Raw genomic sequence first — 24303 nt, 5'->3', positions numbered from 1 at the left:
CGTGAGTTTCGCCTCCGGCACGGAGACGGGCGCGCGGGTGAGAGCCGGCCGACAGCCGGCAGGGGTGACAGCAGCCATGTGGCGTCGGCGTGTTCCACCGCCGTCGAGCGGGCCAGGCCGGGACCATCGGGCCGAGGCCCCCGCGAGCCGGGTGACCGCCGTCGCACGGGGTGCCATGGCCGAGCCGTCGTGATCGCCATGACGGGATGATGTCGCTCGCGCGCTCGCAGCGGTGAACCCGGGAGAGGCCGCCGACCGCGGTCGCCATGGCCGCATCCCGTGCATGTCACGGGACGGGGCGCGCTTCAGGCGACGACGCGCGTTCGGAGACCGGACACGCCCGGCCCTCGGCGAGGGAACGGGCGGGCCACCGCGGCGCGACCGCCCGGCCGCCGGAGCTCCGGGCGACCGGCGGCGGCCGTCACGCCACGACCTTCCATCCGGCCCTGCGGCCCGACCCTCACTGACGGAAACGGGCTCGCCCCTCGCCCGGGACGACCTCGCCCAGCACCCAGGCGGGCAGGCCGCGACCGGCCAGCAACGCGAGTGCCTTGTCCGCATCCGCCGCCGGGACGATCGCGCACATGCCCACGCCGAGGTTGAACGTCTTGTCCATCTCCTCCTGGGGCACGCCGCCGTGCCCGGCCAGCACCTCGAAGATCGCGGGCGGGGTCCAGGAGTTCCGGTCGAGAAGGGCGTCCACCGTGCCGGGAAGGGATCTGGCCAGGTTGGCCGCCAGCCCGCCACCGGTGATGTGAGCCAGGGCGTGCACCTCGGTCTCCCGGATGAGCGCGAGGCAGTCGAGCGAATAGACGCGGGTGGGCTCCAGCAGTTCCTCGCCGAGCGTGCGGCCCAGCTCGGGCAGCTCCTGCTCCAGGCCCAGCCCGGCGGTCCTGATCACATGCCTGACCAGCGAGTAGCCGTTGGAGTGCACGCCGCTGGAGGCCAGCCCGAGCACCACGTCTCCCGGCGCGACCCGGTCGGGACCGAGCATCTCGTCCGCCTCGACGACCCCGGTGCCGGCGCCCGCGAGGTCGTACTCGTCGGGGCCCATCGCCCCGGGGTGCTCGGCGGTCTCCCCGCCGATCAGCGCGCAGCCCGCGAGCCTGCAGCCCTCGGCCACGCCGCCCACGATGTCGGCGATCCGCTCGGGCACGACCTTGCCGCACGCGATGTAGTCGGTCATGAACAGCGGCTCGGCCCCGCAGACCACGAGGTCGTCCACGACCATGCCGACGAGGTCGATGCCGATCGTGTCGTGCTTGCCGAGTCGCTGGGCCAGCATGACCTTGGTGCCCACGCCGTCGGTGGACGTGGCCAGCAGCGGCCTGCGGTAGCGCAGGAACGCCGAGGCGTCGAAGAGCCCGGCGAATCCGCTGGCGTCGTCCACGACCTCCGGGCGCCGGGAGCGCGCCACCCGCGACTTCATCAGCTCGACCGCGCGGTCGCCGGCCTCGATGTCGACGCCTGCCTCGGCGTAGCTGGTCATCGCTGAGCCTCCAGCACGAACTTGCCCACCCTGTCGTCCTCGATCGGAATGGGGTACTCACCGGTGAAGCACGCGCGGCAGAGCCGGTCGGCCGGCAGCGTCGTCGCCCGGGTGAGCCCCTCAAGAGAGATGTACCCGAGGGAGTCGGCGCCGAGCGAGGAGCGGATCTCCTCGACCGACAGCGACCCCGCGATCAGCTCCGCGCGGGTGGCGAAGTCGATGCCGTAGAAGCACGGCCAGGCGACCGGGGGCGAGGAGATCCGGACGTGCACCTCGGTGGCACCGGCCTCGCGCAGCATCTTCACGATGGCCCGCTGGGTGTTGCCGCGGACGATCGAGTCGTCCACGACCACTAGGCGCTTGCCCTCGATGACCTCGCGCAGCGGGTTGAGCTTGAGGCGGATGCCGAGCTGGCGGATGGTCTGCGACGGCTGGATGAACGTCCGGCCGACGTAGGAGTTCTTCACCAGGCCCTGGCCGTACGGGATGCCGCTCTGCTCGGCGTAGCCGATCGCGGCGGGGGTGCCGGACTCGGGTGTGGGGATCACGAGGTCGGCGTCCACCGGGTGCTCGCGGGCCAGCACGCGGCCGACCTCGACCCGGGTGGACTGCACGCCGCGCCCGGCGATCGTGGTGTCGGGCCGGGCGAGGTAGACGTACTCGAACAGGCAGCCCTTGGGCTCGGCCGGCGCGAAGCGGCGCGAGCGGACCCCGCGCTCGTCGATGGTCAGCATTTCGCCGGGCTCGATCTCGCGGATGAACGACGCGCCGACGATGTCGAGGGCGGCGGTCTCGGACGCGACCACCCAGCCGCGCTCCAGCCGGCCCAGCACGAGCGGGCGGATGCCCTGCGGGTCGCGGGCGGCGAACAGCGTCGTCTCGTTCATCCAGACGAGCGAGTAGGCGCCCTTGACCTCCGGGAGCAGCTCGGCCGCCACGTCATCGACGGGTCGCGAGGAGTCCTGTGCCAGGAGAGCGGTGAGCACCTCGGTGTCGGTCGTCGCCCGGGTGGAGCCCGGCGCGAGCCGCTCGGCGAGGTGGGCGGTGTTGATCAGGTTGCCGTTGTGGGCGAGCGCCAGCCCGCCGCCGTCGCTGGAGTTGAGCGTGGGCTGCGCGTTCTCCCATACGCTCGATCCGGTCGTGGAGTAACGGCAGTGCCCGATGGACAGGTGCCCCCGCAGGGTGCCGAGGATCGACTCGTCGAAGACCTGGGCCACCAGGCCCATGTCCTTGTAGACGAGGATGCGGCTGCCCTCGCTGACCGCGATGCCCGCGGACTCCTGCCCGCGGTGCTGCAGCGCGTAGAGGCCGTAGTAGGTGAGTTTGGAGACGTCCTCCCCGGGCGCCCATACGCCGAAGACGCCACAGGCGTCCTTCGGAGCGCGGTCCTGGGGGTCGAGGTCATGGCCCAGCCGGCCGTCGCCCTTCAACACGTACTTGAGTCTATTTGGGCGTTGGTGCTGCTCAAACCGGGGCATGCCCGTCAGGCGTCCGAAGCATCACCCGCCCTTTGCCGTGTCGCCCCTGCTCACATGCGGAATTCGGGGGAGCCTGGGCTTTCGGACAGGCCCCAAGAATCGGATATGGGCCAGACCGGTACGGGAGGGATGATCGTGGCGACACCCGACGACCCCGGGCGCCCGCGGGAGTCGTACGGCCCGGGGACGCCGGAGGAGCGGGAGCCGCCGGCGGGGGCGCCTGAAGGACCCGCCGGAGCGCCCCGCCGGCCTCACGAGCCCCCGGAGCATGGAGAACCGGCCAGGGGACCGTACGGCGAGCCTCCGATCCCGGGAACGCCGGCCGAGGGCCCGTACGGAGGGGCGCCGGGAGGACCCGCGGGCCCGCCCTACGGAGGCCCGCCCTACGATCGGCCTCCTTATGGACAGCCTCCCTGCGGCCAGCCGCCGTACGGGGGGCCGCTGCCGCCGCCTCCGGGACCTGGTGGACCTCCCGGCGGGCCCTGGGGGCCGCAGCCGGGCGGTGGGCTCGGGACCGCCGCGCTGGTGCTCGGGATCTGCTCGATCGTCCTGCTGCTGGTCTGCGGCGTCGGCACGCTCGTGGCGGTCGTCGGGCTCGTCCTCGGCATCGTGGCGATCGCCAGGAACTCCAACAGGCGCAGGGCGGCCGGGGGAGTGGTGCTGAGCACGCTGACCCTGCTGCTCGCCCTGATCATGAGCGTGGTGTTCTACAACTGGTTCCAGAGCAGGCATGTCGGCGAGTGCTTCGACCGCCGGCTCTACCCCACGCAGGAGGACGCCCAGCGCTGCGTGCAGAACAAGCTCGCCGGGTTCCGGTAACCGGGGCGAAGGTCACCAGAGAGGCAGCAGCGCGGACAGGTCGGCCCGGGAGCCACTGGCCGCGATCTTTCCGGCGCCGGAGGCGTCGGCCCAGGACAGGCGGCCGGTGGCCAGTTCGAGCCAGGTGCGGGGGTCGGTCTCGATGACGTTGGGCGGGGTGCCCCGCGTGTGCCGGGGCCCCTCCACGCACTGCACCGCGGCGTACGGGGGGACCCGCACCTCCACCGACCGTCCCGGCGCCCGCGTGGCCAGCTCCTCCAGCAGGTGCCGTACGGCGACGCGGGCGGCGGCCCTGACGGGCGTGAGCCCGGTCTCGTAGGCGTCCAGCACGGCCAGCACGCACGCGTTCCCGGCGGCGTTCCCGGGACCGTCGAACGGCGGCCGTCCGAGATCGGCGAGCTGGGCGTCGAGCGCCTCTCTGATCTTCCCTGGGTCGAGTCTGCGTGCCGGCACCGGCCCATTGTCCCGGATCCCGATCCCGCTCGATCTCTCGGGAAATGATGGGCGGTCTCCGTACATGAGAGGGGTGTCCGCAGGAGCACCGACAAGGGGAACGATCATGAGGACCGCCCGTGGATGACGAACCGTCGGCCAGGTTCGAGGCCGTCTACCGGGAGACGTACGGCCGGATCACCGCGTACGCCGCGCGCCGCTGCGACTCGCCCCAGGACGCGGCCGACGTGGTGGCCGAGGTCTTCACCGTCGCCTGGCGGCGGATGGACGACTTACCGGCGGGAGACGAGGCCGTCCTGTGGCTGTACGGCGTGGCCCGCAACGTGGTGGCCAACCACCGCCGGGGCGAGGCACGCCGCCGGGCGCGCATCGCCGAGTTGGACGCCGAGCTGGCCGACCTGTACGGAGACTCCGCCGAGAGCGGGGTCGAGCTGGCCGCGATCAGCGAGGCGTTCCTGAGCCTGTCCGACGACGACCGCGAGTTGCTGTCGCTGGTCGCCTGGGAGGGGCTGGGCCGCGAGGAGATCGCCACGGCGCTCGGCCTGTCGCGCAACGCCGTACGCATCCGGCTCTACCGCGCCCGAAGGCGTTTTTCCCGGGCGCTCGCCGAGGCGGGCGTCCATCTCAGGTCGCACAACCGGCTGGCGCCGGCGGGGAGGTCGCTGTGAAGGACATCGAGAAGATGATCGGGCCGCTGGCCCGGGTCGAACCCGGCACGCCGGGTGGCCGCCCGTCCGGCGCGGGGGCGCGGGCGTTGCTGGCCTCCATCACGGCCGAGCCGCCCGGCGGCGGCGCGGCCCTACCGGCCCGTTCCAGGCGTCGTGGCCCGAAGCGACTGGCACTGGGCCTGGCTGCCGCCGCCGTGGCCGCCGCGGGCATCGTCGTCGGCCCGAGCCTGCTCGACGACGGAACCCTCACCACGCCCTCCTACGCCGTGACCAAGGACTCCAACGGGGTCGTATGGGTCAAGGTCCGCGACTTCCGCGACATCGCGGGGCTGACGAAGCAGCTGCGCGACCTGGGGGTCCCCGCCATCGTCGACTACGCGCCCGTGGGAAAGAAGTGCCGGGAGCCGCGCGCCGCCTATGTGAAGGACATCCCGCAGGGCCTCTACGACCCGCCGACGAGCATCCCCGGGGAGAAGGAGGGCTGGCAGATGCGGATCGACACCAGGCTGTTCAGGCCCGGCGAGACCTTCGTCTGGACCCTCACGGCCCTGCCCGGCGGGCAGACCGGCACCAGCACGATCCTCATGGAGGACCCGGTGGCGCCCTGCGTGCTCGTGCCCGACGACACGAAGAGTGTGATCGTCGAGAACCCTCCGTATCGCGTCGCGACTCTCAAGGGCCGTTCGCTCGCCGGATACCGGGTGGACGGGAAGACGGTGGGCGAGGTCGTGCCGGAGATCGAGAAGCGCGGCCTGAAGGTCACCTTCACGATCATCGAGCCGAACCCCCGGAACCTCGGCGGCTTCGCCATTGATCCGCACAAACAGGACATTCCGGTCGGGAAGGACTGGACCGTCTGGGAGGCGGAGGAGTCCACCCGGAAGCCCAAGCTGATCCGCCTGCTCGTCACCAAGGAACACCTCGACTGGAATCCGCTCTACGCGGGCGGTACGCGGGACGCCGTCGTCGAGGAGTAGGTCCCCTCAGAACCTGCGGGGCCGTCGTGGGCGCACAGAGCCCGTCGCCAGGTGGCACAGAGCCCGTCGCCAGGTGGCACAGAGCCCATCGCCGGGTGGCACAGAGCCCATCGCCGGGTGGCACAGGGCCCATCGCCAGGTGGCACAGGGCCCATCGCCGCGTCCATCACCCGGCGGCCACCCGTCACGGCATCCGGATAACCGGAGTCGCCGGCCGAAGCAGGCGCGTTGCTCCACCCGGCGTGCTTGCGGCGACTGGCCGACGGGGACTTCGCCAGGAGTCCTCAGGCGCGGAGCCGTACGGGGACTCAGGCGATCGGCTCGCCCTCGTGACCGGCTGGGAGCGGGTCCTGGCCGAGGATCCGGGCGCCGTTGGCGGCGGAGGCGCGGACCGCGGCGAAGCCGGAGTCGATCATCTCGCGTTCGTACGAACGCAGTCGCGGGATCAGGGGACGGCCACCGGCGAGGGCGGCGGCGAGGCTCGCGGCGTCCCGGAGGGCGAGGTTGGCCCCGGCTCCCCCCGCCGGGCTCATCGCGTGGGCCGCGTCGCCGAGCAGCGTGACGCGGGTGGTGTCCCACGGGGCGACCGGGACGCTGGTGCGCAGTGCGAGCGGGAAGATCTCCCGCCAGTCGGCGAGCATCCGCCGGATGCGGGGATGCCAGCCGGACGTCATCTCCATGACCAGGGATTTGAGCTGCCTCTCGGTCATGAGGTGCGGCTCCGGCGGCAGGTCCTCGGTGCGGGCGCCGAAGGAGAAGGTGGCGTAGTCGCGGGTGTGGGCGACGCCCACCACACGGTGGCGGGGCCCGGTGACCGCGCTGAAGACGTGGTCCAGATCCTCGGCCGACTCTCGCGGGATCTTGCCGTAGAGCTGGGTGAGACCGGTGCCGACGACGCGGGCGTGCGGCAGGTGCTGCCGGCGGACGGCGGAGCCGACGCCGTCGGCGCCCACCAGCACGTCGCCGGTGGCCGTGGTGCCGTCGTCGAAACGCGCGGTCACATACCCGGCCTCCGCCTGGAAGGCGGTGAGGCGCTTGCCGTAGGCGACCAGCCCCTTCACGTCGGCCAGCAGCGTGTCGCGCAGCTCCTGCCGGTCGACCGACAGGTGCCGGCCGCCGAAATCGTGCTCTTCCAGCACCCGCAGTGCCGGGTCGAGACGGACGAACCGCGCCTCGGGCGTGTGGGCGGCGGCCAGGAACGCGGCCGAGCGCTCCGGCGCGAGCACGGATGCCAGCGCGTCGATGCCCACGTCGCCGAGATGGAGGCGGTATCCCTGCCCACGGATCACGGGCGAGGCGTCGCGTTCGTAGACGGCCACGTCGACGCCGGTCCCGCGCAGTCCGTTGGCCAGGGCCAGGCCACCCAGGCCGGCTCCGATCACGATGACCCTCATCGGGGCTCACCGCCGAAGTCGGCCGAGTGCTGCTCGGGGGCCACCCCGGGGCGTGCGCCGCCACCCGTCATGAAGACGACCCGGCGGGCGAGCCGCTCCACCACCCGCCGGCCGACGTTTCCCGTGCCGCCGTAAACCAGGTAAGTGCTCATGCCCCCACGATCGCCGCGGACCGGCGGCACCCGCAGGTCGGCGACTTATCGGCGGTGGAAAATCGCATGAGATCCTGAAATATGGCGCAAATCAGCGTGCTGGACGACATCGATCGTGCTCTCGTGCACGCGCTCCAGATCGACGGCCGGGCCTCCTTCCGCCGGATCGCCGAGGTCGTCGGCGCCTCCGAGCACACCATCGCGCGCCGCTACCGCAGGCTGCGCTCTCAGGGGCTCCTGCGGGTGGTCGGCATGCTCGACGGCACCCGCTTCGGGCAGACCTCCTGGGCCGTGCGTCTGGTCTGCACGCCCGACGCCGCCGGGCCGGTGGCCGAGGCGCTGGCCCGGCGCGAGGACACCGTCTGGGTGCGCCTGCTGTCCGGCGGCACCGAGATCGCCTGCGGCGTCCAGGCCGGCGGGGAGGGAGACGACCTGCTGCTGAAGAAGCTCCCCAGAACGCCGCGCGTCGTCTCGATGTCGGCGCACGCCACGCTGCACATGTTCGCCGGATGGCGCAGCCGGGCAGCCGTGCTCTCGGACGAGCAGGCCGCACGCCTGCGCCCGGATCACGTGGACGAGCACGAGATCAGCCTGGACGACGAGGACCGTGCCCTGCTGCGGGTGCTGGCTCGGGACGGCCGGGCCGGCTTCGGCGAACTGGCGGCGGCGGCCGGGTGTTCGCAGACCACGGCCCGCCGGCGGCTGGAGCAGCTGCGCGCCGGCGGCGCGCTGCGCTTCGACGTCGAGATCCCCGCCCGGGCGCTCGGCTACCACGCGGAGGCCTGGTTGTGGATGAAGGTCGAGCCGCGGGCCCTGACCGCGGTCGGCGCGGCCATGGCCGGGCACCCCGAGGCCGACGTGGTGGCCGCCACCACCGGCCCCACCAACCTGATGGCAGGGGTGACCTGCCGTGACACCCGGGCCCTCTACCGCTACCTGACAGAGCGGGTGGCGACGCTGGACGGAGTGCGCGAGGTGGAGACCGCCCCGGTGATCCGCACCGTCAAGCGGGCGGGCGCGCTGCTGCTCTGAAGTCCGGGACTCAGGGCCCCGCTGCGCTGGGCTCCCTTGCGCTGGGCCCTTTGCGCTGGGCCCCTTGCGCTGGGCTCCCTTGCCCTGGGTCCCGGGATTCAGGCGACGGGCTCGGCCACGGCGGACTCGGCGGGCTCGGCGGAGGCGGCGGCGGCCCGGGTGCGGCGCAGGGAGTACACGCTGACCGGGACGCCGACCAGCACGATCGCCGCCGCGATCACCAGCGTGAACCGGTACGCCTCCAGGAAGGCGTGCAGCGGAGCGCCGCCGACCGCGCTCTGCCTGGCGCTGAGGATCGCGCCCAGGATCGTGATGCCCAGCAGGCCGAAGACCTCGCGGGAGACGTTGAGCACGCCCGAGGCCACGCCCGCCCTCGTCGGGGGCATCGCGTTCAGCACGACGTTCGTCAGCGGGACGAGCAGGCCGGCGCCCGCGCCGTACAGCAGGAACCAGGGGAGCAGGTCGCCGTAGTGGGAGCCCTCGCCCGCGCTCGACAGGCCGCCGATGGCCACCGCCATCAGGCCGAGGCCGGCGGCGACCGTGCCCGCACTGCCGAAACGCTCGGCGATCCGCGGCGAGACGCTCGCGATCACGGCCATGAGCAGCGCCATCGGCACGAAGCCCGCGCCCGCCTCGGTCGGGGAGAACCCGAGCGCGCTCTGCAGGTAGAGCGCGGTGAAGAAGTAGATGCCGAAGACGCCGAACGACCACAAACCCATCGACAGCAGGCCGCCGCTGAAGACCCGCTCCCGGAACAGCGTGAGGTCGATCATCGGCTGCGCCGTACGGGACTCGACGACCAGGAACGCGGCGGCGGCCACCGCGAAGACCGCGAACGCGCCGAGGATCGGCGCCGAGGTCCACCCACGCGACTCGCCCTCGATGAGCGCGTAGGTGAGGGCGAACAGCGCCACGGCCGAGGTGGCCAGGCCCGGCAGGTCGAGGGACACCCGCCCGGACGCGGCCCGCTCGACCCTGATCGAACGCAGGCCGATCACGGCCGCGACCACGCCGATCGGCAGGTTGATCAGGAAGATCCAGCCCCAGTCGGCGTTCTCGCTGAGGAACCCGCCGGTGAGCGGGCCGATCGCGAGGGCCAGCGCGCCGACCGCGCTCCAGATGCCCACGGCCGTCGCCCGCTCGCGCGGATCGGGGAAGATCCGCGGCAGCAGGGCCAGCGTCGACGGTGTCACCATGGCCGCGCCGAGCCCCTGCACCGCACGCGCCGCGATCAGCGTCTCCTGGCTCCCGGCGAGGCCCGCCGCCACCGATGCGAGCGTGAAGACCGCCAGGCCGCCGAAGAACGCCGTGCGTGGGCCGAAGACGTCCGCCAGGCGCCCGCCGGCGAGCAGCAGGCCCGCGAACACCAGGATGTACGCGCTCACGATCCACTCCAGGCCGGAGATCGTCAGCGCCAGGTCCCGCTGGATCGTCGGCAGCGCCACGTTGACCACGTTGTTGTCCAAATAGGTCATGAAAGTCGCGAGCGCCACCGCGACGAGCGCCCACCACCGTCCGGACATGTGTCCTCCTCTTGTACGGAGTACATGTACGGCGTACATGTACGATGCATAGGAGACCTTGTACGGCGTATAGTTGTCAAGTGCCGAGGAGGTAGGGAGGCTGCGGGCCATGGCGAACGCGGAGCGGCTGAGCCGCCGGAGTTTGGTCGAGAAGGCCGTCGAGCTGGCCGACGCCGAGAACCTGGAGTCGGTCACGGTGCGGCGGCTCGCCCAGGAGCTCGGCGTCACACCGATGGCCCTCTACTGGCACGTCAAGAGCAAGGACCAGTTGCTCGTCTGCCTCGCCGACCACCTGCTCGCCGAGGTCACTCCCGAGTTCGACCCCGCCGCGCCGTGGAACCTGCGGCTGCGGGCGATGGCCGAGGCGCTGATCGGAGTGATGCGGCGGCACCGATACATGCCGGGGCTGTTCGCGATGGTCGAGAAGCGGGAGCTTCCGAGCTTCAGCCGCGCGACCGACACCGCGCTCGACCTGCTCTCCCAGGCGGGTTTCACGCTGAGCGAGGGCTACGCCGTCTCCACATACCTGCTGCACGGCGCGATGGCTCTGGTCGACAACGAGCCCGGCTGCCCCGGCGCGTTCACCGCCGCCGAGGCGGCCGAGTTGCGCCGGCAGAGGCGGCTGGCCCTGGAACGGCTCCCTGCCGACGAGTTCCCCCGCATCGTCGAGTACGCCAAGACGATGGAGGAGGAGCCCGATCTCGACGCCTACTACGCGTTCGGCCTGGATCTCCTGATGTCCGGGGTCGAGGCCATCGCCGCGAAGAGGACGCCGAGCAGCGCGACGCAGGACAACACGAGGTAGGTGCTGCGGAATCCCGCCATGAGCTGCCGCAGCGCGACCGGGGACACCTGTGACAACGTCCCCGCGTAGACCTGGTCGCGCAGCTCCGGCGCTACCGAGGCGGTCAGCACGCTCAGCGTCGTCGCGACACTGAGCACGACGCCGACGTTCATGATCATCATGCGGAAACCGTTCACCACTCCGCGGCTCTCCTCCGGCAGCGCGCTCATGACCTGCGTCGTGTTGCCGGTGAGAAAGGCTCCACTGCCGCACCCGCACACGAAGAGCCCGATCCCGATCACCCAGTACGGCGTGGCCGGGCCGGCCGAGAGCGTGAGGACGAGCAGCCCCGACGCCGTGAGCACGCACCCGCCGACCGACAGCGCGTACGGGCTCACCCTGCGGCCAAGCGCGCCCGCCAGGGGAGAGGCGATGGTCATGCCCACGGGGACCGGCAGCACGCCCACGCCGGCGGCCAGCGCGTCGGCCCCGCGCGCGGCCTGGAAGTAGAGTCCGGCGAGCAGGATCAGCGACGAGCGCGCCAGCGCGTTGGCGAACGACGCCAGATTGGCGCACAGCAGCATCCGGCCGCCGAACAACGTGAGGTTAAGCACCGGGTTGCGCGCCCTGCGCTCCACCGCGAACAGCGCGGGGACGAGCGCGGCGGCGGCCACGCCGGGCAACGGCTCGCCCTGGCTGATCGCGATCAGTACGGCCGACAGCGCGGCGAACACGATCAGGTTGCCCAGCGCGTCCACGGACTGCCGGGGACCGGCAGGGACCTTCCGCAGCACGGCCGCGCCCCAGACGAGCGCGACCACCCCCGCCGGGACGTTGATCCAGAAGATCCACCGCCAGCCGAGCGTGTCCGCGATCAGGCCGCCGAGGGTGGGCCCCGCGAGCTGGGCCACCGAGAACGTGGCCATGTAGACGCCCATCCCCTGGCTGAGCCGGTCGGGCGGGAAGGCGGCCGTGACGATCACCGTGCCGTTGGCCAGGATCATGGCCGCAGCGAGCCCCTGGACCGACCGCAGGGCGATGAGCACGCCGACGTCCGGCGCGATCCCGGCGAGCAGCGACGCGCCGGTGAAGAGGGCGAACCCGACGAGGTAGACCTCCCGCCTGCCGAGCAGGTCCGCGACGCGGCCGAAGAACACCAGCGTCGCGGTGCTGATCAGCAGGTGCGCGAGCAGGATCCAGCTCGACGCCAGGGGCCCGGCGTCGAAATGCCGTACGACCGCGGGGAGGGCGACGTTCAGTGTGCTGGAGCTGAGCCCGATGAGCACGAGACCGAGCCCGGTGACGGAGCAGACCCTCCAGGCGTACCGGAGGGCCTTCGCATGCTCGGGGGAGCCAGGCTCTCGGGGGGTGTCGGCCATGCCGTCGATTCTGACGTACGCCGTACGTCTGAATTGCGGCGGAACCACTCAGTGGGTGGGAAAGAGCGGCTCGGTGCCGGAATGCCCGTCCGACGACGCCGTCGAATGGGACCCTTTTTGACCATCGGTGCTTACTGGTAGCGGAGATGCACATACGTGATGTGTAGCGTGCCAACCGGAATATCTCCCGGCGCGTGACTCACATGTACAACTTCTGCGCTCACGGCGCTTCGTGCGCCTCAGAAAGGGAAGTCCCGTGGCTATCAAGTTGCCGGGCGGACGCACCATCGGCCTGATGACGGCTGGTGCTCTGGCTGGATCGGTCCTGGTCCTGGGTGGCGCGGCCACCGCTTCGTCGGCGAGTGACGCCGTTTTCTACGCGTGTGTGAACAAGAGCACGCGGTATATGCGCCTGGTCAACGCCACGACGACGTGTAAGGCGACCGAGACCAAGGTGTCGTGGAACAAGACCGGTCCGCAGGGCCCGGCGGGGGTCGGTTCCCTCGGCCAGCAGGGGCCGGCCGGTCCGCAGGGCCCGCGTGGCCTTCAAGGCGCCCGCGGCCTCCAGGGCCTGAAGGGCGACAAGGGCGACACCGGCCCCAAGGGTGACAAGGGCGACACCGGCCCGCAGGGCCCCAAGGGCGCCGACGGCAACGACGGTAAGGACGGTAAGGACGGTAAGGACGGCGCCACCGGTCCGCAGGGTCCGAAGGGTGACGACGGCCCGCGCGGCCCCGAAGGCCCGAAGGGCGACACCGGTCCTCGTGGCCTGCCCGGCGAAAACGGCAGGCCCGGCAAGGACGGCGAGGACGGCAAGAGCGCCTGCGACATCTGGAAGAAGCGCACCTGCTCCCCCAAGGACGAGGCCGACTTCGTCGAGTGGCTCAAGAACCAGGGCGGCTCGGGCGGCAGCGGCGGAGTTGCCCTGGCTACGCGGACCGTGACTGCGACCTTCTCGGCGAGCGGCGGCTCCGCCTCCTGCGGCAATGGGGAGAAGGTCACGGGCGGCGGTTACAAGATCAGCTCGGTCAAGAACTACGTGGTGACCGGCAGTTACCCGAGCGGTAACGGATGGGCCGTGGACGTGGAGAAGCAGAACAACGGGCAGGACGAGAGGGCGGTTGCCGCTCAGGGGGGTAACCAGGGTAGCGGCTCGATCAGCGGCACCGTTTACGCCATCTGCGCGAAGGTGGCGTAACCCGGCTTCCTGGCGTGGGCCGATGGAGTCCGTGGGGGCTCCACCAAAGCCCGCCGCCCATGCTTGCCGTATGCGATGAGGCGTTGGCGTACGGCACTGCGAAGGCCCTTCCGGAGGGGTTACCGGAAGGGCCTTCGTCGGTTCTTCGGGAACCGCCGGCTCCGGAGCCGGCGGTTCCCGGTGGAATCGTCGGTTCCGGGGGCTAGGGTGCCGGGTCATGACCGAGCCCTCCTACATCCGGGTCGCCCGGGCGGCCTACGACGCCGTCGCCGCGGATTACGCCGATCGCCTCCGGCGCCGACTGGACGACGAGCCGTTCGAGCGCGCGATGCTCGCCGCGTACGCCGAACTCGTGCGAGCGTCGGGCGTCCCCGGCCCGGTGGCCGACGTCGGCTGCGGGCCCGGCCGGATCACGGCGCACCTGCACTCGCTCGGCCTGGACGTCTTCGGCGTCGACCTGTCGCCGGGAATGATCGCGGTGGCCCGGCGCGACCATCCGGGCCTGCGGTTCGAGGAGGGGTCGATGGGGGCCCTGGACATCGCCGACGAGGCACTCGGCGGCGTCGTCGCCTGGTACTCGATCATTCACACCCCGCCCGAGCGGCAACCGGCGGTGCTGGCCGAGTTCCATCGGGTGCTGGCCCCGGGCGGGCATCTGCTGCTCGCCTTCCAGGTCGGTGACGAGCCGTTCCACGCGACGGAGGTGTTCGGCCGCCAGGTCGGGCTCGACTTCCATCGCCTGTCGCCGGACCGTGCGGCGACGATGCTGGCAGAGGTGGGACTGCCGATGGTCGCGCAACTGAAGACCGAACGCCGCGAGTTCGAGCGAACCCCCCAGGCGTACCTCATCGCCCGCAAACCAGCGACCATCTGAGCGCAGGCTCAGGGGAGCAACGTCAGCGCGGCGCAATGGCGAGGGCGGATGACGTGTCGCCGCGATGAGCGGCGGCCACGAGTGGGCCGGTATCAAGCAGGGTTGTCACACTGGTCTAGTAAAGTGCTCGCGAAGATAGTCCTCAGCATGTTCAGCCAGATCCGCTGGGCCGTCGTCGAGAATTCCGGCGAATGCAATGCGTCGGCGAGATTCCCGGCCCGGTACAGGCCTTTCCTCGCCATGGGGCTTGAGCGTCTCGGGCATATAGTCGGCCAACTCGGGATCGGTCTCGACCAGACGAAGAAGGCGACGCGCCTGGTCGGGCGGGAGCTGGTCGACCAGGTGATGCAGTTCGTTGTGCGCAGGAGTCGCCACCCCCTGAGTTTACGGCAGAAGCTGTGACACACCGAGGCGCTTGCGCATCTCCGCGAGTTGGGCCCCGCGCAGCTCTGCCCGTAGTTGCTCCCGGCTGGCTTCCCGGGCGGCGGCGCGTTCCGGCGAGTCCCAGTCAGGATCGATCTCCCTGACGCGGGCCTTGGTGTCGGACGACTTCACGAACTCGCTCACCCCAGTTCCTCCTTCTCGGCACGCTACCTGGCATCAGTGGCCGGGGCTTTCGGCCTCGACGGGGAGAGGGGAAGGGCGGTAGCGGCCGGAGAGGCGGGCGAGTTTGAGGCTGAGATGCAGGCTCAGCCGCTCCTCGCCGTCCCTGAGGTCGGTCTCCGCCAGTTCCTCGACGCGGCGGAGCCGGTAGTAGAGCGACGTACGGTGCAGGCGGAGCCGGCGGGAGACGGCCTGGGCGTTGCCGGCCAGGTCCAGGTAGATCTCCAGGGTCTCCAGCAGCGGCCGGTGCTGGGCCTCGTCCAGCAGCCGTGCCAGCCCCGGATGGAGGTTGCCGTGCGGCATTCCGGACAGCATGCGGTAGACGCCGAGGCGGTTCCACTCCGCCGATCGCCCGAACTCCGGCACCTTCGCGACGACATCGGCGGCGTGCAACGCCTCCTCGTACGACTCGGCGGCGAGGGAGAGCGAGGGGCGTGGCGAGCCGATCCCGACCACGATCGGCGTCCCGAGGGCCGCGTGCATCTCCTCAGGGAAGGCGCGGGTGCCCGCGGTGAGCAGTACGGCGTGGTCGTAGCGCACCAGGTGCAGGGGATGGTGCCTGGCCAGGCGCCGCCGCAGGGCCAGCAGGCCGCGCTCCAGCGTCAGCCGCAGGGTCTCGTCGGCCTCGCCGCGGACGGGCCTGGCGACGGCCACGGTCACGGGCACACCATGAGGAAACGCGCCCGCCTCGATCAGGGTCCTGTCGGCGTCGGGCTCGCGCAGCAGCAGCCCGGTGACGGCCTCCAGTTCGCGGCGCGAGGCGAGCTCGGAGGCCAGGCTCTCGTGGAACAGGGACAGCGCCAGGGTGGGCGCGGCCTCCATCGCGACGGCGATCTCCGGCTCGGTCATGGCCGGGGCGGCGTCGATGAACCAGAGGAAGCCGAGCGGCAGGCCGTCGTGCCGTACGGGGACGCAGACCCGGGGCAGCAGCCCCAGCTCGGGGGCGCCGGGGGTGCGCAGTGGCTTGGTCGCCTCGTGGATGCCCGCGGCGCGCAGGAAGTCGCGCACGTCGGGGGTGGTGTGGCGGCGCAGGATCGAGTGGCGGCGGACGTCGTCCATCGGCCCGTCCTGCTCGCTGTAGGCGACGACGCGCTGACGGCCGTCCTCGAGCAGCAGAGGTCTTTCCAGACGAAGGGCGAGATCGTCCACGATTCGCTGCAGATCCAGCACTCGGCCTCCACCTGGACGCTTCGACATCTGTAGGAGAAGGGTCCGCTGGTCTTCCCTACAAGTGACCGATGATCTGCGTTAATAGTCTCGTTAGCGTCATAATTCGTGAAACTCTCAAAAACGCTGTTCCCGGGCATAGCGGCGGTCATTGCGCTCGCCCCGCTCGCGCTGACGGCGGCCCCCGCCTCCGCGGCCCCCGGCGGAGACCCCGATCTCCCCTGGCGTCGTGACCACTGGCCCCAGATCCAGCCCTGGCAGCGCGACCAGCCGGACGACGCGCAGGCCCTGCACGGCCGCGCGTCCCGGGTCGTCGCGCCGATCGATCCGCAGAACTGGAAGAACCCCGACCACATGACGTGGGCGGACTACAAGAAGATCCCGGGCACCGACTGGGCGAACCCCGCCACCAAGGGTTCCGTGCGCACCTTCAAGGGCGCGCTGGTGCTGGTCGACTACCCCAACCAGCCGTTCGTGGTCACCCAGCCACAGAACTCGACCGTCTTCGGCAACCCCAGCGCCCAGGCCCACGACATCCCGCGCGACAAGGTCGCCAAGTTCTACCAGGACTTCCTCAACACCCCCAACCAGCTCAACAAGGGCCACACCCTGCACGAGTACTGGATGGAGGACTCCGGCGGCCGGTACGGCGTCGACCTCACCGCGTTCGGCCCGTACCGCATGCCGGGCAAGTCGCACGAGTACGCAATGGAGTACCAGCGTGACGCCTGCCCGGCGGGGGACAACTGCAACAGGAACCTGCGCGCCGACGGCAACGCCGCCTGGCTCGCCGACGTCGGCAAGGACGTCGCCTCCCAGTTCGACTTCGTCTTCTACCTGAGCGCCGGCCAGGACGAGTCGTCGACCTGGCAGGAGTTCGGCATGATGAAGTTCCCCACCAAGGAGGCCGTCACCGACGACTTCGGGCCGCCGGACCCGAACCTGCCCAACTGGTCCAGGACCCGCTATGTGGAATGGACGTCCTGGGCCGCCGGCTCGACGTTCTGGCCCAACGCGAACATCGGCGTCGACTCCGTTCAGGCCGAGAGCTCCGGCCAGGGGGTCTTCGCCCACGAGTTCAGCCACATCCTGGGCGTCCTGGACAACTACAACAACCCGTACGGCAACCCGCCGGTCCGGGCCTACACCGGCATCTGGGAGATGCTCAGCCGCGGCAGCTTCAACGGCCCCGGCGGCCCGCACAGCCGCTGGCTGATCCCGCCCACGGCGGGCGCGTCGATGGGCGCCCAGCACATGCTGCGCAACAAGATCAAGCTGGGCATGGTCGACGAGGAGAACGTCCTGCGTCTGTCGCGTGAGGCCCTCCGCGACTCCGGCCTGGTGGTCGCCAAGGTGACCGCACGCGAGATCCAGCCGGGCAAGGGCGGGCTGACCGGCGTCAACATCTCCTTCGACACCGGCGACAAGTCCACCGGGTCGTGCAGCCAGCGGACCGACCCGCTCTGCGACGGCGGCAACTACGACAACTACACCGTCGAGGTCGTCGACCGGATCGGCAGCGACTCCTTCACCCCCGACTCCGGTGTGCTCCTGGCGAAGACCAAGAACCAGGACCGGGCGCCGTTCGAGTGGGTGATCGACGCCAACCCGCAGGACATCCAGATGACCGACTACGTGCTGCCCGACGGCACCAAGGTCCCGATCACGATCGGCGACTACCGCCAGCTCGCCGACGCCCTCTTCCACGCGGGCACCGACTCGGGCAGCGAGTACGAGTACGTCGACCAGGCCAACCGCCTGCACTTCTACGTCACAGACGTGCGGCGCGACGCCAAGGGGACCCTGTCGTACACGGTGGCGATCAGGTCCCTCGACGGCGCGGGCCCGCAGAAGCGGGGCGTGAAGCTGCTGCCGGGCGCCGGCGTGCCCGCCGCCCAGAAGGGCGTGTCGATGTGCAGCTTCCCGCTGTTCAACACCGGCAAGGCCGCCTCCGCCCAGGGGCAGCACCCCGAGGACGTCAGCGCGTACCTGAACAGTGACGTCTACCGGCTGAAGGCCGAGGTCGAGGGGAACGGCTGGACCACGATCACGCCCAACGCCCTCGCGGCCGTCGACTTCGGCGGCAAGGAGACCGTCACCGTCTTCGCCCAGCAGTCCGCGGGCGGCAGCCGTCACGCCACGGTGAAGCTCACGGCCACCTCCGAGAGCGACCCGTCCACGACGATGACCGCCACCTGCCACGTCAACGCCGTCTGACGGCACGCGAGAGGCGAGCAGGCCGCGTGACATGAGAAGGCCCTTCCGGACGGTCCGTCCGGAAGGGCCCTTTCACTGGATCGGAATCAGCCGAAGATACGAGGCAGCGCAGAGGCGTGGACCTCGCGGAGCTCCTCGACCGGGACGTCGAGGACGCCCTCGACGGTGAGCGCGGAACCGCCGGTGAGGCCGAGCCCGGAGCAGGGGACCTCGTGACGGGCGCACAGGTCGGCCACGGCGTCGAACGCCTCGGGCCGCACGCATACCAGCGCCCGCCCGGCCGACTCGCTGAACAGCTCGACGAAGGCGTCCTCACCCGGCAGGGTCACCGTGCAGCCGACGCCCTGGGCCAGGCACGACTCCGCCAGGGCGACCGCGAGACCGCCGTCGGACAGGTCGTGCGAGCCCTCCAGCAGCCCGCGGGCCGCCGCCTCGGTCAGCACCGCCGCCAGGCCGCGCTCGGCCTCCAGGTCCGCCTGCGGTGGCAGGCCGCCCAGGTGGCCGTGGACGACGTGCGCCCACTCCGAGCCGCCGAACTCCTCGCGGGTCTCGCCCAGCAGGAGGACGCGCAGGCCGGGGGCCGTGAAGCCGGGCCTGACCCGCTGCGCCACGTCGTCGATCACGCCGAGCACGCCGACCACCGGCGTCGGGTTGATCGCGGTCGAGCCGGTCTGGTTGTAGAACGACACGTTGCCGCCGGTCACCGGCACGCCCAGGGTCCGGCAGGCGTCGGCGAGCCCGCGTACGGCCTCGGAGAACTGCCACATGACCTCGGGGTCCTCCGGCGAGCCGAAGTTGAGGCAGTTGGTGACGGCGAGCGGCTTCGCGCCGGTCACCGCCACGTTGCGGTACGCCTCCGCCAGCGCGAGCTGGGCCCCCGTGTACGGATCGAGCTTCGCGTAGCGGCCGTTGCCGTCGGTGGCGAGCGCGATGCCACGCGTGGTCTCCTGCGCGCCCGGCATGGCCTCGGAGATGCGCAGCATGCCGGAGTCTGCGGGCTGGGCCAGCACCGTGTTGCCCCGGACGTACCGGTCGTACTGCGAGGTCACCCACTCCTTCGACCCGAGGTTGGGCGAGCCGAGCAGGGTGAGCAGGGTCTCCCGCAGGTCCTCGGGCCTCGGCAGGCGCTCGGGACCGTCGGCGTTGAGCGCCGCCTGCCCGGCGGGCTCGTGGAACGGCCGCTCGTAGACCGGGCCCTCGTCGGCGGCCGTGCCCGGCGGGATGTCGACGATGACCTCGCCGTCCCACGTCATGACGAGCCTGCCGCTGTCGGTGACCTCACCGATCACGGTCGCCGGGACGTCCCACTTGTCGCAGATCGCCATGAAGGCCGGGATGTCGTCGGGCGCGACGACGGCCATCATGCGCTCCTGCGACTCGCTCATCAGGATCTCCTCGGGCCGCAGCGTGGGATCGCGCAGCGGGACGAGGTTGAGGTTCACCTCCATGCCGCCGGTGCCCTTGGCGGCCAGCTCGGTCGTGGCGCAGGACACGCCGGCCGCGCCGAGGTCCTGGATGCCGACGACCACGTCCGCCTGGTACAGCTCCAGGCAGCACTCGATGAGCAGCTTCTCCATGAAGGGGTCGCCGACCTGCACGGCGGGCCGCTTGGCCTGCGACTCGTCCTCGAAGGTGGCCGACGCGAGCACCGACGCGCCGCCGATGCCGTCCGCGCCGGTGCGGGCGCCGAACAGCACGACCTTGTTGCCGGGGCCGGGCGCGGTGGCGAGCTTGATCTGGTCCTTGCGCAGCAGGCCGACGCACAGGGCGTTGACCAGCGGGTTGCCGATGTAGCAGGGGTCGAAGACGACCTCGCCGCCGATGTTGGGCAGGCCGAGGCAGTTGCCGTAGTGGCTGATGCCCTCGACCACGCCCGGCAGCACGCGGCGCGTGTCGGGCTGGTCGGCCCCGCCGAACCGCAGCGAGTCCATCACCGCGACCGGCCGGGCGCCCATCGACATGATGTCGCGCACGATGCCGCCGACACCGGTCGCGGCGCCCTGGTGCGGCTCGACGTACGACGGGTGGTTGTGCGACTCGATCTTGAAGGTGGCGGCCCAGCCGTCGCCGATGTCGACCACGCCGGCGTTCTCGCCCATGCCGACGAGCAGGGCCTCCGACTTGGGCGCCTTGGTCCCGAACTGCCGCAGGTGCACCTTCGACGACTTGTAGGAGCAGTGCTCGCTCCACATCACCGAGTAGATCGCCAGCTCGGAGCTGGTCGGCCGGCGCCCGAGGATCTCGCGTACGCGCTGGTACTCGTCGTCCTTCATGCCCAGCTCGGCGTACGGCTGGCGCTCGTCCGGCGTTTCCTGGGCGCGCCTCACACTGTCGGTGTTCATCGGTCGCTCACCGCTCCTCGTTCGCTCCGGGTCATGCGTTCACCAGCCGCTTCAGGATGGAGGTGAAGAAACCGCGGCCGTCCACGCTCGGCGCGCCGGTCAGGTCCTCGACCGCGTGCTCGGGGTGGGGCATGAGGCCGACGATGTTCCCGGCCTCGTTGGTGATCCCGGCGATGTCGTTGAGCGAGCCGTTCGGGTTGCCGCCCGCGTAGCGGAAGACCACGCGGCCCTCGCCCTCCAGCGCCGCCAGCGTGTCCGCGTCGGCCACGTAACGGCCCTCGCCGTGCTTGATCGGCAGCACGATCTCCTGGCCGTCCGCGAAGTCCGCCGTCCACGCCGTACGCGTGCTCTCCACGCGGATGCGCTGGTCGCGGCAGATGTAGTGGAGACCCTCGTTGCGGGTCAGCGCGCCCGGCAGCAGATGGGCCTCGCAGAGGATCTGGAATCCGTTGCAGGTGCCGAGCACGGGCAGCCCGGCCTGGGCGGCCGGGATCAGCTCGGTCATGAGAGGGGAGAACCGGGAGATCGCCCCGCAGCGAAGATAGTCGCCGTAGGAGAACCCGCCGGGCAGGAAGACGGCGTCGACTCCCTTGAGGTCGTGATCGGCGTGCCACAGGGGCACCGCCTCCGCTCCGGCCAGCCGTACGGCTCGCGCGGCGTCCTGGTCGTCGAGTGTTCCGGGGAAGGTGACGACGCCCACCCGGGCAGCGCTCATGACAGTAATCCCTCCAAGGATCCCCGCCAGGCCGGACGCCACCGTCTCATGTGCCGGACGGCGGTCAGTGGCGGTACACCTCAGGGTATCGGAGCCGCCAAATCGGCTTCCCTCGCGGAGGCCCCTCCCGATCACCCGTCACGCCGGGGTTCCCCGAAGCCCGGCGTGAGCCTTCAAACCCCGGCGAGGTCGCGATCGAGGGTGAGGTGGTGGGCGATGGCGTCCTCGTCCCAGTCGAGTTCCTTGGACAGGCGCACGGTCGTGCCGCGCCCGGGCGTGATGTCGAACGAGAGATCGTCCACGACGGCGCGCATGATCAGGATGCCCCGGCCGTTCTCGGTCTCGGCCGGTGGGTACTGGCGAGGGATCATGTGCAGTCCCTCGCCCTCGTCGGCGACGCGCAACTCGCAGCGGCCGTTGCCTATGGTGGCCATGACCTCGTAACGGTTGGCGGGACCACCGTGCCGCACCGCGTTGGCGCACGCCTCGGACGTGGCCAGGAGTATGTCGGACACACACTGCTCGGTCACCCCGAGAGACCGGAGCGCGTCTCCCACCACCCGGCGGACCATCGGGATGCCGATCGCGTCCCGTGGCATCGCCAGCGAGAACTCAATATCCACCGGACCCCTCCCCGGTGTCGAAGGTCACCAAGGTAGGCTTCCCCGATGAATCAGGGCTAACCGCAAAATCACGTCCCTGTTATTCAGGACGCACCGTATAGGTGGGTTCGAGACGGACCGATGCCCGATTAGGGGTGGAAAAGCTGAGGGAGTAGTGGTGTGAAATGCGCCACTTCACCCTTCGACGCGGATCGAGAAGTCCTCGATGACCGTGTTGGCGAGCAGGGTTTCGGCCATCTTTCGGACGTCCGAAAGTGCGGCCTCGTCGGCCGGGCCGTCCAGCTCCAGCTCGAACCGCTTGCCCTGCCGCACCCCGGAGACCCCGGAGAAGCCGAGTCGCGGCAGCGCCCGGGCGATCGCCTGGCCCTGCGGGTCGAGGATCTCCGGCTTGAGCATGACGTCGACGATGACGCGCGCCACGACGTTCCTCCAATTCGCATAGGGCCCGCCCGTTCGGGAAGGGCCCGCCGGTTCGGGAAGGTCCGCCCGTTCGGGGGTCCGTTCGGGTCAAGCCTAGTGCCGCCCCACCGGCGCGTTCCCGACGGGCCGGGGCGCCGCGCCGGGCGGCCCGGCCACAACCCGCTCGGCCACAACCCGGCCCGGCCACAACCCGGCCCGGCCACAACCCGGCCCGGCCACGACCCGCTCGGCCATAACCCGGCCCGGCCACGACCCGCTCGGCCGCAACCCGCCCATCCGCCCGGCGCGGTTCCGCGCCTTGCGCGGTTTCCCGGCCTGCTCAGTTCCTGCGGCCTGGCGGGACGAACTCGTCCAGGGACAGGGCGAGCCACAACTCCAGGCGGTCGCGCGCCTTGCCGAGGTCGCGCCCGCAGACGCGCTCGGCCGTCTGCAGCCGGGTCCGCATGGTGTTCCTGTGCACGCCGAGACGTCTCGCCGCGGCCTCGACGCTCGCGCCGCAGTCGAGGAAGGTCCGGACGGAGGAGACGAGAGCGCCGCCGTGCCGCAGGTCGTGCTCCCGCAGCGGCTTGAGCACCACGTCGGCGAAGCGGGCCACGCCCTCGGGGTCCAGGGCATCGCGCAGCAGCGCCCACGGCTCGAGGTCGTCGACGTGGGTGTATCCCGAGCCGCCCGCGAGCGCCGTCGCGTGCCGTACGGCGGACGCGATCTCGCCGATGTCCCGCGCGCCGCACGCTCCCGCGGAGATGTCCAGGCCGGTGAGCGCGCCCAGCCGTTCGACCAGGGCGGGACCGAGCCGGGGATCGGTCTGCGGCACCACCAGGAGCAGGCCGCCGGCGCGCGGGCAGACGAACACGGTCTCCTCGGCGGCCGGGTCTCCCATGACGTCGCTCAACGCGTCCAGCGCGGGATCGGCCAGCGCCGGGGCCTCGCCCTCCGTACGGGCCACGGCCACGATCACCTCGTACGGCGGGGGCGGCATCGGGCAGATCTCGGCGAGCCGGTCGGCCGTGAACAGCGATGCCGCCGAGCCCGCGCCCGCGGCACGGTCGATCGCGGCACGGTCGACGGCACAGCCCAGGGCGGCGGAGTCGAGGACGGCGGTCAGCACGGCGGCGCGCTGGGCGTGCGCGCGGGCGCGGGCCCGGTGCAGCCCCACCAGTTCGATCGCCAGCAGGCTCGCCGCCTGGTTGGCCAGGATCCTGGTGTGCCACTCGGTGGACGCGCCGCGCAGGGCGAGCCAGCCGCGGGGCGGCCCGGTGAAGCCGAGGCTCTGCACCTGGAGGACACGGTCGCCCTTGTCGATCACCATGGAGCCGCGAGGCCCGGTGAGCTGGCCGACCGCCTCCGCCGCCTCCGCGTGCCACGGCCGGGCTCCCTCGGGGTGGGACACGCGGGGCCGTCCCCGCGGATCGAGCAGGAGCGTCTCGCAGTCGGTGTGCTCGGCGAGCGCGCGGAGGATGCCGAGCGAGCCGTGCCGCAGCGCGGCGCGGGCCATCGCCTCCTGCGCCGCCGCCGCCCGCCGCTCGCCGCGGACCCGCTCGTCGGCGTGCCATCGCGCCACCGCCTCCGCCACGGCGATGAACGGCGTCCTGCCGGTGATCTCCAGCAGGGGCAGCCCGAGGCGGGCCGCGGCCTCGACGATCTCGGGAGGTATCTCGGTCAGGTGCTCGTCCAGGGCGAAGGCCAGGGCGGCGCAGCCCGCCCGGCTCAGCCGTTCGACGTACTCGGCGCGGCCTCGCGCGGACGCGGGGAGCCCGAGCCCGACCGTCATGACCAGCTCGCCGCCGCGCAGCCAGGGCACGGGATCGGCCAGCTCGGTCGCGTGTGCCCACCTGACGTGGTTGCCCAGCCCGTCGCGGCCCGCGAGCAGGGTGATCTCCAGCATCGGCATCGCCAGCACGTCGGCGACGGTGAGCGGCATGACCTCTCCTGTGCGCTTCGCCCGAGAAAGCCTCGACGATAGTGCACATCGCCCACAGTGCTCGCGTCTGACCTG

Annotated in this window: 23 protein-coding genes; 9 read left to right on the top strand and 14 right to left on the bottom strand. The window is 71.4% G+C overall.

The annotated features are described in order from the left end of the window. Positions 1 to 460: 460 nt before the first annotated feature. The gene (purM, locus tag ABZ857_RS36830) at positions 461 to 1489 is read right to left on the bottom strand and encodes a phosphoribosylformylglycinamidine cyclo-ligase (RefSeq protein ID WP_357053017.1); all 1029 of its coding nucleotides are present in this window, start codon (positions 1487 to 1489) and stop codon (positions 461 to 463) included. After that, positions 1486 to 2922, bottom strand: a complete 1437-nt coding sequence (gene purF, locus ABZ857_RS36825; RefSeq protein ID WP_357053014.1) for an amidophosphoribosyltransferase — start codon at positions 2920 to 2922, stop codon at positions 1486 to 1488. The genes purM and purF overlap by 4 nt, the downstream gene beginning before the upstream one ends. 570 nt (positions 2923 to 3492) lie before the next feature. Here purF and ABZ857_RS36820 point away from each other — a divergent pair. Beyond that, positions 3493 to 3786 carry a hypothetical protein gene (locus ABZ857_RS36820; RefSeq protein WP_357053011.1) on the top strand — a complete coding sequence of 98 codons (294 nt, stop codon included), beginning with the start codon at positions 3493 to 3495 and terminating at the stop codon, positions 3784 to 3786. Positions 3787 to 3798: 12 nt separating this feature from the next. Here the strand turns inward: ABZ857_RS36820 and ABZ857_RS36815 are convergent, their stop codons facing one another. After that, a complete protein-coding gene (locus tag ABZ857_RS36815) occupies positions 3799 to 4239 on the bottom strand; it encodes a sterol carrier family protein (protein ID WP_357053008.1) in 441 nt (146 codons plus the stop codon). A 119-nt stretch (positions 4240 to 4358) separates the two neighbouring features. Between ABZ857_RS36815 and ABZ857_RS36810 the strand changes: the two genes are divergently transcribed. Together ABZ857_RS36810 and ABZ857_RS36805 are read left to right on the top strand one after the other, a co-directional pair. Then, positions 4359 to 4907: a sigma-70 family RNA polymerase sigma factor gene (locus ABZ857_RS36810; protein ID WP_357053006.1), complete on the top strand. Its 549-nt coding sequence runs from the start codon at positions 4359 to 4361 to the stop codon at positions 4905 to 4907. Then, on the top strand, positions 4904 to 5884 hold the full coding sequence (locus ABZ857_RS36805; protein WP_357053003.1) for a hypothetical protein: 981 nt from the start codon (positions 4904 to 4906) through the stop codon (positions 5882 to 5884). The genes ABZ857_RS36810 and ABZ857_RS36805 overlap by 4 nt, the downstream gene beginning before the upstream one ends. Positions 5885 to 6192: 308 nt before the next feature. On the opposite strand, the gene ABZ857_RS36800 is transcribed toward ABZ857_RS36805, so the two are convergent. After that, positions 6193 to 7278: an FAD-dependent monooxygenase gene (locus ABZ857_RS36800; protein ID WP_357053000.1), complete on the bottom strand. Its 1086-nt coding sequence runs from the start codon at positions 7276 to 7278 to the stop codon at positions 6193 to 6195. After that, positions 7275 to 7430 (bottom strand): hypothetical protein, encoded by a 156-nt coding sequence (locus tag ABZ857_RS36795; protein ID WP_357052997.1) that lies wholly within the window; start codon positions 7428 to 7430, stop codon positions 7275 to 7277. Before ABZ857_RS36795 ends, ABZ857_RS36800 begins: the two co-directional genes overlap by 4 nt. An 81-nt stretch (positions 7431 to 7511) precedes the next feature. On the opposite strand from ABZ857_RS36795, the gene ABZ857_RS36790 reads away from it, so the two are divergent. Continuing rightward, positions 7512 to 8462: an AsnC family transcriptional regulator gene (locus tag ABZ857_RS36790; RefSeq protein WP_357052994.1), complete on the top strand. Its 951-nt coding sequence runs from the start codon at positions 7512 to 7514 to the stop codon at positions 8460 to 8462. A 98-nt stretch (positions 8463 to 8560) separates the two neighbouring features. Here ABZ857_RS36790 and ABZ857_RS36785 read toward each other — a convergent pair whose 3' ends face one another. Beyond that, complete coding sequence (locus tag ABZ857_RS36785; protein WP_357052991.1) at positions 8561 to 9985, bottom strand: MFS transporter; 1425 nt, start codon at positions 9983 to 9985, stop codon at positions 8561 to 8563. Positions 9986 to 10094: 109 nt separating this feature from the next. On the opposite strand from ABZ857_RS36785, the gene ABZ857_RS36780 reads away from it, so the two are divergent. After that, on the top strand, positions 10095 to 10790 hold the full coding sequence (locus ABZ857_RS36780) for a TetR/AcrR family transcriptional regulator C-terminal domain-containing protein (protein ID WP_357052988.1): 696 nt from the start codon (positions 10095 to 10097) through the stop codon (positions 10788 to 10790). Here the strand turns inward: ABZ857_RS36780 and ABZ857_RS36775 are convergent. After that, positions 10697 to 12148, bottom strand: a complete 1452-nt coding sequence (locus tag ABZ857_RS36775; RefSeq protein ID WP_357052985.1) for an MFS transporter — start codon at positions 12146 to 12148, stop codon at positions 10697 to 10699. The two genes, ABZ857_RS36780 and ABZ857_RS36775, sit on opposite strands and share 94 nt — an antisense overlap. Before the next feature lie 256 nt (positions 12149 to 12404). Between ABZ857_RS36775 and ABZ857_RS36770 the strand changes: the two genes are divergently transcribed. From ABZ857_RS36770 to ABZ857_RS36760, 3 genes are all read left to right on the top strand, one after another. Continuing rightward, positions 12405 to 13346: a hypothetical protein gene (locus ABZ857_RS36770; protein ID WP_357052983.1), complete on the top strand. Its 942-nt coding sequence runs from the start codon at positions 12405 to 12407 to the stop codon at positions 13344 to 13346. 217 nt (positions 13347 to 13563) lie between these two features. Further along, positions 13564 to 14220, top strand: coding sequence for a class I SAM-dependent methyltransferase (locus ABZ857_RS36765; protein ID WP_357052980.1), 657 nt, complete (start codon positions 13564 to 13566; stop codon positions 14218 to 14220). Between the two features lie 147 nt (positions 14221 to 14367). Next, positions 14368 to 14622, top strand: coding sequence for a hypothetical protein (locus ABZ857_RS36760; protein ID WP_357052977.1), 255 nt, complete (start codon positions 14368 to 14370; stop codon positions 14620 to 14622). Here the strand turns inward: ABZ857_RS36760 and ABZ857_RS36755 are convergent. Next, positions 14605 to 14787 carry a hypothetical protein gene (locus ABZ857_RS36755; protein ID WP_357052974.1) on the bottom strand — a complete coding sequence of 61 codons (183 nt, stop codon included), beginning with the start codon at positions 14785 to 14787 and terminating at the stop codon, positions 14605 to 14607. The two genes, ABZ857_RS36760 and ABZ857_RS36755, sit on opposite strands and share 18 nt — an antisense overlap. A gap of 33 nt (positions 14788 to 14820) precedes the next feature. Continuing rightward, on the bottom strand, positions 14821 to 15993 hold the full coding sequence (locus tag ABZ857_RS36750) for a helix-turn-helix domain-containing protein (protein WP_357052971.1): 1173 nt from the start codon (positions 15991 to 15993) through the stop codon (positions 14821 to 14823). A gap of 105 nt (positions 15994 to 16098) precedes the next feature. Here ABZ857_RS36750 and ABZ857_RS36745 point away from each other — a divergent pair, with 105 nt between their 5' ends. Next, positions 16099 to 18207 (top strand): M6 family metalloprotease domain-containing protein, encoded by a 2109-nt coding sequence (locus tag ABZ857_RS36745; protein ID WP_357052969.1) that lies wholly within the window; start codon positions 16099 to 16101, stop codon positions 18205 to 18207. An 86-nt stretch (positions 18208 to 18293) separates the two neighbouring features. Here the strand turns inward: ABZ857_RS36745 and purL are convergent, their stop codons facing one another. From purL to ABZ857_RS36720, 5 genes are all read right to left on the bottom strand, one after another. Further along, complete coding sequence (gene purL / locus ABZ857_RS36740) at positions 18294 to 20549, bottom strand: phosphoribosylformylglycinamidine synthase subunit PurL (RefSeq protein ID WP_357052966.1); 2256 nt, start codon at positions 20547 to 20549, stop codon at positions 18294 to 18296. Positions 20550 to 20580: 31 nt separating this feature from the next. Beyond that, positions 20581 to 21264 (bottom strand): phosphoribosylformylglycinamidine synthase subunit PurQ, encoded by a 684-nt coding sequence (gene purQ / locus ABZ857_RS36735; protein ID WP_357052963.1) that lies wholly within the window; start codon positions 21262 to 21264, stop codon positions 20581 to 20583. Between the two features lie 173 nt (positions 21265 to 21437). Further along, positions 21438 to 21887 carry an ATP-binding protein gene (locus ABZ857_RS36730; RefSeq protein ID WP_357052960.1) on the bottom strand — a complete coding sequence of 150 codons (450 nt, stop codon included), beginning with the start codon at positions 21885 to 21887 and terminating at the stop codon, positions 21438 to 21440. Between the two features lie 174 nt (positions 21888 to 22061). After that, a complete protein-coding gene (gene purS / locus ABZ857_RS36725; protein WP_036324087.1) occupies positions 22062 to 22307 on the bottom strand; it encodes a phosphoribosylformylglycinamidine synthase subunit PurS in 246 nt (81 codons plus the stop codon). Between the two features lie 319 nt (positions 22308 to 22626). Then, positions 22627 to 24228 carry a PucR family transcriptional regulator gene (locus ABZ857_RS36720; protein ID WP_357052957.1) on the bottom strand — a complete coding sequence of 534 codons (1602 nt, stop codon included), beginning with the start codon at positions 24226 to 24228 and terminating at the stop codon, positions 22627 to 22629. Positions 24229 to 24303 lie beyond the last annotated feature (75 nt).

It is taken from the genome of Microbispora sp. NPDC046933 (assembly GCF_040644635.1).
GTDB lineage: Bacteria > Actinomycetota > Actinomycetes > Streptosporangiales > Streptosporangiaceae > Microbispora.
This window is presented reverse-complemented; position numbering and strand designations above follow the sequence as displayed.